The 8198-nt window shown below is 49.9% G+C and carries 9 protein-coding genes; 6 read left to right on the top strand and 3 right to left on the bottom strand.

Annotated features, from left to right (window positions below; translation table 11 throughout):
* Window positions 1–125 precede the first annotated feature (125 nt).
* Genes pth through nagA form a run of 3 tightly spaced genes read left to right on the top strand, consistent with a single transcriptional unit; the run spans window position 126 to window position 3140 of the window.
* Window positions 126–749 carry an aminoacyl-tRNA hydrolase gene (gene pth, locus FZ040_RS07635; RefSeq protein ID WP_149171433.1) on the top strand — a complete coding sequence of 208 codons (624 nt, stop codon included), beginning with the start codon at window positions 126–128 and terminating at the stop codon, window positions 747–749.
* A complete protein-coding gene (locus FZ040_RS07630) occupies window positions 742–1983 on the top strand; it encodes a radical SAM family protein (protein ID WP_149171432.1) in 1242 nt (413 codons plus the stop codon). The genes pth and FZ040_RS07630 overlap by 8 nt, the downstream gene beginning before the upstream one ends.
* Window positions 1984–1985: 2 nt before the next feature.
* Window positions 1986–3140 (top strand): N-acetylglucosamine-6-phosphate deacetylase, encoded by a 1155-nt coding sequence (gene nagA / locus FZ040_RS07625; RefSeq protein ID WP_149171431.1) that lies wholly within the window; start codon window positions 1986–1988, stop codon window positions 3138–3140.
* A 45-nt stretch (window positions 3141–3185) separates the two neighbouring features.
* Here nagA and FZ040_RS07620 read toward each other — a convergent pair whose 3' ends face one another.
* The 3 genes from FZ040_RS07620 to FZ040_RS07610 are packed head-to-tail and all read right to left on the bottom strand — an operon-like array spanning window position 3186 to window position 5260.
* The gene (locus FZ040_RS07620) at window positions 3186–3755 is read right to left on the bottom strand and encodes a chromate transporter (RefSeq protein ID WP_149171430.1); all 570 of its coding nucleotides are present in this window, start codon (window positions 3753–3755) and stop codon (window positions 3186–3188) included.
* A 12-nt stretch (window positions 3756–3767) separates the two neighbouring features.
* On the bottom strand, window positions 3768–4355 hold the full coding sequence (locus FZ040_RS07615; RefSeq protein ID WP_149171429.1) for a chromate transporter: 588 nt from the start codon (window positions 4353–4355) through the stop codon (window positions 3768–3770).
* A gap of 17 nt (window positions 4356–4372) precedes the next feature.
* A complete protein-coding gene (locus FZ040_RS07610) occupies window positions 4373–5260 on the bottom strand; it encodes a LysR family transcriptional regulator (protein ID WP_149171428.1) in 888 nt (295 codons plus the stop codon).
* Between the two features lie 235 nt (window positions 5261–5495).
* Between FZ040_RS07610 and FZ040_RS07605 the strand changes: the two genes are divergently transcribed.
* From FZ040_RS07605 to FZ040_RS07595, 3 genes are all read left to right on the top strand, one after another.
* On the top strand, window positions 5496–6710 hold the full coding sequence (locus tag FZ040_RS07605) for a PAS domain-containing protein (protein ID WP_149171427.1): 1215 nt from the start codon (window positions 5496–5498) through the stop codon (window positions 6708–6710).
* A gap of 87 nt (window positions 6711–6797) precedes the next feature.
* The gene (locus tag FZ040_RS07600) at window positions 6798–7241 is read left to right on the top strand and encodes an Hsp20 family protein (protein ID WP_149171426.1); all 444 of its coding nucleotides are present in this window, start codon (window positions 6798–6800) and stop codon (window positions 7239–7241) included.
* A gap of 133 nt (window positions 7242–7374) precedes the next feature.
* Complete coding sequence (locus tag FZ040_RS07595; RefSeq protein ID WP_149171425.1) at window positions 7375–8163, top strand: CheR family methyltransferase; 789 nt, start codon at window positions 7375–7377, stop codon at window positions 8161–8163.
* The last annotated feature ends 35 nt before the right edge of the window (window positions 8164–8198 follow it).

Below are 8198 nucleotides of genomic sequence, written 5' to 3'. Positions count from 1 at the left end.
TGTGCTTGAGGCGGGATTCTCGTTTTCTGCTGCAACGGGTGGGAAAACGAGGATTTTGCCTTTGGAAAAATGGGGCAATGGCGTTATAATAGAAAATACAGTTTTGAAATGGAGTGAATACGACAATGAAAATAATTGCTGGTCTGGGAAATCCGGGCAGTGAATATGAAAAGACGAAACACAATGTCGGTTTTATGTTTGTCGATGCTTTGGCAGATAAGTTGGGGGTAACGGACTGGAAGGATAAGTTCGATGCGAAAATTGGCGAGGCGCGTATCGGCACTGAGAAAGTTTTACTGGTGAAGCCGCAGACCTATATGAATGAGAGCGGTCAGGCAGTGGGGCCGTTGATGAATTTCTACAAACTGGCGATTGAGGACCTTATTGTGGTTCATGATGATATGGACATCCCGGCAGGAACCATCCGTATCCGCAAGAAGGGCAGTGCTGGCGGACATAATGGAATCAAGTCGGTCCTGGCTCATGTGGGCGATGAGCACTTTGCCCGCGTGCGCATTGGCATTGGCCGCCCACTGCCGGGCTGGACGGTAGTCAACCATGTACTGGCCCCGTTTGCCACTGAGGACGTGCCCAAAATCGAGGAGGCAATCAAGTATCTGCTGCCGGCGGTGGAATGTATCGTAACGGATGATGTAGATATGGCGATGAATCAGTACAACCCGAAAAAGTCCAAGAAGAAAAAGGCAAAGGCCGAAGAGATGCAGGAGGGAGAAGCAGTTAATGCGTGAAATGATTACGGCTGTCTATGCTGATGAAGACGGCAATATTTTAGACGCGCCGGGGATGCAGGGAATGGGCCGTACGGGCCGTGAAAATATCCTGCTGAAGCCGGAAGATTTGATTCCGTTGCCGGAAAGTGCCGACCTCATGCTGCTCCCGGACCATCTGGCAGTGGGGTGCGCGGCGGATGGCGAGGTCATGCCGATAAGCGGTTTGGCGGTAGCCGCTATCCTGCCGGCTGGCTACACCCGTCTTTATCTGCCGGCTTACGAGCGGGCAGAGGAGGCTGAACGCTTGCCGTTATACGGCTATACGGCTGTGGTCGTCTACAAGGACGAACTTTATTGTGCGGCCGTTTATACCGATGAAAACGATAAATGGGACCCGGTTCACTACAACACCAAAGAGCTGAAAAATCTGGTCAAGCGCACGAAGAAGGATTTGCCGGGAAATCGCATTGTCGAGCAGGTGGGAGGATGCAGCCTCAAATGGCACTGCTGCACGGCGCAGAATCTGTTTTACCGCCGCTGGGAATGCGGCATTCCGACTTCGCCGGTTTGCAACGCCAACTGTTTTGGCTGTATTTCCCTGCAGCCGGCTGAGTGCTGCCCATCCCCACAGGAGCGTATTAAATTCCGTCCGACACCAGAGGAGATAGCCGAAGTCGGTGTCTATCACCTTTCGGTAGCGCCGGACGGCATCATTAGCTTTGGACAGGGATGCGAGGGTGAGCCGTCGCTGGCAGCTGATAATATTGCTGCAGGTATCAAGCTGATTCGCGCCAAGACCGATAAAGGCCAGATAAATATGAATTCCAATGTCGGCTGGACGGAAGGCGTCAAAAAAATCGTTGATGCCGGGCTGGATTCCTTGCGTGTTTCGATTATCAGTGCCAGAGAGGAAGGCTATGATGCCTATTATCGCGCCAGCTATCATCTGGAAAATGTCAAAGATTCTATCCGCTATGCTTTGGAACACGGTGTCTATGTTTCGCTGAATCTGCTTTATTTCCCGGGATTCAATGACCGCGAGGAAGAACTGGCAGCCTGGCAGGAATTTTTCCGCGAGCTGCCGGTTCAGATGATTCAGGTCCGCAACTTGAACATTGATCCGGATGCGTTTTTGGATATCATGCCGGAGCCCCAGGGGAAGGCAGTAGGTACCCGTACGTTTATTGAGACCCTGCATAAAGAATTCCCGCAGCTGGTCATCGGCAGTTTTAGTCATTATGTGGAGGAATGAAGATGCTGGCAATTATAAATGGCAAATGCATTCTGCCGGATGAGCAGGGCGATTTTGCAATTGAGACGGGAAAGGTCATTCTCTGTGAGGGAGAACGCATAAAGGGCATCGTTTCGGAACGTGAAGCGGCTGTCCTAAATATCGAAGACACGATTGACGCGGAGGGCTGCTATGTTTCGCCGGGATTCCTTAATGTACATATCCATGGTTGTGATGGAATGGATACGATGGACGATGAGGAGACGGCACTGCCGAAAATGAGCCGCTTGCAGGCCAAGACGGGGGTCACGGGATTTTTGCCTACTACGATGACTTGTGCCTGGGACGATGTGGCGAAAGCTTTTTCGCATATCCGCCACTATCAGCAGCAACAGCCAGCAGGGGCGCGGATTTTAGGCGCACATATGGAAGGACCGTTTATCAGTCCGGCCAAGAAGGGCGCACAGGCTGAATGCAATATCCGCCCTGCGGATTTTGAACTGGTGGAGCCTTGGCAGGATGTTGTCCGCATCATAACGCTGGCCCCGGAGGAGCTGCCCGATTACCATTTCGTAGAGCTTTGCGAGGAAGCTGGGATTACGGTTTCCATCGGGCATACGGCGGCAGATTATGAGACGGTAATGGAGGCGGTGACCGAGCATGGCGTGCACCATATCACGCATCTCTATAATGCCATGACGCCGTTCCATCATCGCAATCCCGGCGTGGTTGGAGCAGCACTGGATTCACTGGCAAACTGCGAAATCATTGCCGATAATGTCCACTCGCATCCGGCAGCACAGCGTCTCTTGTATCATGCAAAGGGCGGCCGGAATATCATTTTGATTACGGATTCGCTAAGAGCCTGTGGTGTTGGCGATGGCCCTTCGGAACTTGGCGGGCAGAAAGTATTCGTCAAAGGAGAGCTCGCAACATTGGAAGATGGCACGATTGCTGGCAGTGTGGCGACGATGAATCGCTGCATCAAGATATTCTGGGAGAATACAGGTGCTCCGTTGGCACGCGTGATCGAGATGGCAACGAAAACGCCGGCGGCAGAGCTGAATCTTTATGACGAGCTCGGTTCGCTCGAAGCGGGCAAGCGGGCCGATATCGTTATCTTTGATGATGACGTGAAAATTAAACAGACGATTATCGGCGGAAAAGTATTTTGCTGATAAAAAAGCGGCGCAGAGTCTTTTGACTTTGCGCCGCTTGGCTATTCATAACAGTTGCTTCACGATTCCAAGAGCGAGGCCGGCGATACCCGAAGCTGCCAGCAGTTTTATGACACCGGCTTTCTGGCGGACCGCTATCAGGGAAACGGCCAGGATGAGAATGCCGATGGGGTCGATGGTGGAAAGGTCAGCAGGAAGTTTTTCTTCATTCCAAAGGGCAAGGACGATAAAACTTATGCCGGCCGAGGCAATCAAGGCGATTACCGCCGGGCGGAGGCCGTTTAGGATTCCGCGGATGGGGCCGATGTCACCGTATTTGAAAAATAGCCGTGCCAGCAGGATGCCGAGGATGAACGATGGGGTGCAGAAGCCAATGGTGGCCGAGACCGCACCGGGGATTCCCGCAATCTTCATGCCGGCAAAGGTAGCGGCGTTGATGCCGATAGGGCCTGGCGTCATCTGCGAGATGGTAAAAATATCTACGAATTCGGATAATGTCAGCCAGTGATAGGTATCGACAACGGCGGCCTGAATCAGTGGCATCGAGGCATAACCGCCACCAACGCAGAATATGGCAACTTTGGCAAATTCCAAAAACAGAGTTAAGTAAATCATGACAAAACCTCCTTATTTTCCGTACTCGCGGCTGCGCATGAACAGGAGTCCTAACAGGCCGTCGAAGATAATCAGCAGCATGATGTTGACCTCAAAGCAAAAATTGGCCAGAAAAGTACCAGCAATGATGGCGAGCGGAAGAAGCATTTTCTTCTTTAGCTGTTTTTGCAGCAAGTCAATGGATACATTGACAATCAAGGCGGTAGCACCGCACTGCATGCCTTTTAACAAATAGCGCACATATTGATTGGAAGCGAACCAGTCGTACGCACAAGCAATGAGCGAGAGGGTGAAAAGGGGCGGCAGGATGGTCGCCGAGAGAGCTGTTAACGCGCCACGGATTCCTGCCATGCGGTAGCCGAGAATAATCGAGGCGTTTACCGCTACGATGCCCGGCATGGATTGGGCAATAGATACGAGATTCAGCGTGTCTTTATCGTTGAGCCAGCCGTACTCGTCGACATATTTTGCCCGCAAGAGCGGGATGATGACAAAGCCGCCGCCAACGGTAAAGGCGCTGATTAAAAACGTCGATTGGAATAGTTTCCAATAAAAATGGGGACAGGATGCGGCGAGCGATTTCAATTCTTCGTTGGACATAATGATTCCTCCTAAGGTTATTTTGCTGTTGGTATCGGTTTGCCGCATAGTGCGGTCAGAAATTTTTCTCCAATATGGGATAGATAGGTATCACGACGCCAGATGACAGCAATTTTTGTTTCGAGCGAGGGGGCTTCGATGGTTTTTATGTGAAGATTTTCATGGGCGGCAAGTTTCATCGCTGACAATGGAGCGATGGCAATGCCAAGCCCGGCATTGGCCCAAAGTACGGTGGTGCGGGCGTCGTCGTTGCGGCAATAGATTTCCGGCTGGATGCTTTGGGCGGTGAACGCGTCATTGAGCAGCTGGTTAAAACGCCGGTAGACAATCAGTGGCCGATGGTCGAGTTCTGTCAGCTGGATAGACGTTCTATCCGGACACCAGTCAAATTGACTTGTCATGGCAACGGCCATGGGTTCAGAATTTAAATATTCGCAATGGAATTGGCTGGCATTGAAGGGCGTCCGGACAATGCCGATTTCAATGATACCCTGCTCCAATAACTCGATGAGCTGATAGGTATTGGCGTCATGAATCTCAAAGTGGACATCGCGGAATTCTTGGTGGAAGTCTTGCAGTCCTTGGCTTAACAGGATGCTTCCTGAGGAAGAAATCGTTCCGATGGAGAGGGTGCCGCGAAGTCCTTGGCACAGGTCGGCTATTTCGCGGGTGGTAGAGTCTGCCATATCAAGCATTTGCTGCGCGCGGCGGGCTAAGAGCCGGCCAGCATCGGTAAGCTCGATGCGATGAGGCCCGCGTTTGAAAAGCTGAGTGCCGAGTTCCTCTTCTAAAAGTTTCATTTGCTGGGATAACGGTGGCTGGGCCATGTGAAGTTTTTTAGCGGCCGCCGTAATTTGTTGTTCGTTTACAACGGTGAGAAAATAGTTTAATTGTTTTAAGTCCATAGGCGTAAGATATCCTCCTTATATTTTATAAGTATATTACAAGCATTGATAATATTTTTTACATATATCGCTAACAGCTTCTATATTAATGCCTGGTAAAGGATTTGGCAAGAGGGGCGAGAAAAATAATTGGCAGGAGAAATGTAACCGTTGCAACAGACGAAGGAGGGAGCAGTCCGTATACTATAGGAGTAATTTGGAGTTAGTCAGAAAATAGAAGAGATGAGGAAATAGAATGAAGCGAATCGATTTGAAGCGCACAGTAGCGGAATTGATAACGGCTTATCCCGAACTTATGGATATACTGGCAGAACTTGGCCTGGAAAAAATCGTAAAGCCGGCGGCACTGAAGGCTATGGGAAATATCATGACGCTGCCACGTGGTGCGGCGGTGTGCAGGGTTCCTATGGAAAAGGTGGTTGCACTGCTGGCCGCCCATGGATTTGAAGCTGTAGGGTATGATGTAAATGAGGTTTGTCAGCTGGACGCGGCACGGATTGACTTGTCAGCTGAACTTGATTTGGAAGCAGGTCATCCGATTGCTTTGCTGCGGGCGGAAAATGATGGCATGGACAAAATCCGGGCAGGCATCGAAGAGCAGTGCACCGCTGAATCAATCGATGCAGCTCTGGTGATTGGAGCCATGAGCGACCTGAATGCCATTCGTTCCCATTATGCCAAGAAGGAAGAACTGTTGATGCCGATATTGTACAATTATGGTGTCACGGGGCCTTCACAGGTCATGTGGAATGAGGATGATGAAATCAAAAAAGAGCTTGGCACTTTGACGCGGGCGATAAAGGAAGATGCCGATAATGTAATTATCTATAAAGGTCGGATTGCCGCACTGATGAACCGCATTAAGGGGATGACCGCGAAGGAAGAACGCATTTTGTTCCCCTTGTGCCTTAAGTATTTTACGACAGAAGAATGGCTGCGCATCTATCGGGATTTCCCGGAAATGGGGATAGTGTTTGTTGAGGAACCGCCGGTATGGCAGGCTGGAGAATCCTGGGCCGCGGCGGAGCTGCAAAAGACCACGGAGCAGGAAATACTGGCAGGCAAAATTCAGCTGCCAACGGGCGAACTTACGGTCAAGCAGCTCCGGGCAATGTTTTCCCTGCTGCCGGTTGACATAACCTTTATCGATGAGGAGGACAAGCTGCGCTTTTTTATCAATGAGGGCAATATTTTTCCCCGTCCGAAGGCGGCACTCGGACGCTTGGTTTTTGAATGTCATCCGCCACAGATTGTTCCTGTGGTCAAAAATCTGTTGGCCGATTTTCGGGCCAGAAAACGCGAATCGCTGGAAGTTGCCCGTTATATCATGGGAAAGCCGGTGATGGTGAAGTATATGGCGGTTTATGGTGAGACGGGAAAATATTTGGGAACGGTGGAAGTCGTGCAGGATTGCAGTCATATTTTGTCGAAGTTTCCGCAGCGGCGATAATGGCTGGCGGCGAATCTTGAAAAATTCAGAAAACGCCTCTATAATAGAACTAACAGTAGGAAATGTTCTATTATGGAGGCGATTTTTATGTTCCGGACAGTACCATTTAACCTGCGTGAAAATGCCGAACGCGGCCGTGAGGCATTGGAAAAAGCTTTGGAATTTATGGCAGACCAGCCATTTAATCCGATGGGGAAAGTCAGCAGCGCCTTGTCACCATTTCGCGTGGATGTGATTTCGACAGAGGCGGCCTATGAACTCTTTGCTGAACTGCCCGGGTTCTATAAAGAACAGATAAACGTATCCTATGATGACAACCACTATTTGCGCATCCGGGCTGAGCGGCAGGAAGGCGATATGCAGGTCAAGTTCCTTTGCCGGGAGCGCCGCAGCGGAGAGTTCGAGCGGACTTTTCTGATTGATGGAATCAAAAAGGACGATGTATCGGTTTCCTACGAAAACGGAATCCTTCATATCATTCTTCCGAAAGAAGAGGCGAAATCGTCCCGGACTGTTTTTGATATCGAGTAATTTATTTTTGGTTCCCTTCCTGTCCTTAGCAGGAATTTTCTGGCGTATCGTGAATACTATACACATAGAACTATTGTCACGTGCGTTTTTGCGATGCAGGAATATGGAATAGGAAATAGGGAGGGAGCTATCAATGATGGACGAAAAAGATTGGGAAGAATTTAAACGGAAATTGAAGATGAAGACGGAGATCGATTTGGATCTCTACAAGGAGCCGCAGATGAAGCGCCGTATCGGCAATCTGGTTACCAGAGCGGGTATGGACTCATATAGTGCTTATTTTGATCAGGCTTCGAAGGACAAGGACGATTTTGCTTCGTTCATTGAGTATTTGACGATTAACGTATCGGAGTTTTTCCGCACGCCGGAGAAATTTGGCAAGCTTGAGACGGATGTCATCCCGGATCTTTTGAAACGGTCGTCGAAGCTTAATATCTGGAGTGCTGGCTGCTCTATCGGTGCGGAGCCGTATTCCCTGGCTATGATTATGAAGGAGATGACGCCCAATGTCCGTCATCGTATCCTAGCGTCGGATCTGGATATTGAAATCCTTGCCAAGGCGAAACGCGGTGTCTACACAGATAATGAACTCAAGGCTATGACGCCGCAGCGCCGGGCGAAATATTTTGACGTGGTCGAGGGTGATAAGTATGCGGTAAAACAGGAAATCAAGGACTGCATCGAGTTTAAACGTCATAACCTCTTGAAGGACAAGTTCGAAGAAGGCTTTGATTTGATTCTTTGCCGCAATGTTGTCATTTACTTTACCGAGGAAGCGAAAGACCAGCTTTATGCGAACTTCTTCAAGGCTTTGAAACCGGGCGGCATCCTGTTTGTCGGTGCAACCGAGGCAATCTTGAATTTCCGCAAACTGGGGTATACCAGCTTCCAGCCATTTTTCTATCAGAAACCGTTGGCCTAAGGCGGATGGATTATTAACGTTGAATGGAGCTAAGT

It is taken from the genome of Pseudoselenomonas ruminis, from assembly GCF_008271295.1.
Classification (GTDB): domain Bacteria; phylum Bacillota; class Negativicutes; order Selenomonadales; family Selenomonadaceae; genus Selenomonas_A; species Selenomonas_A ruminis.
This window is presented reverse-complemented; position numbering and strand designations above follow the sequence as displayed.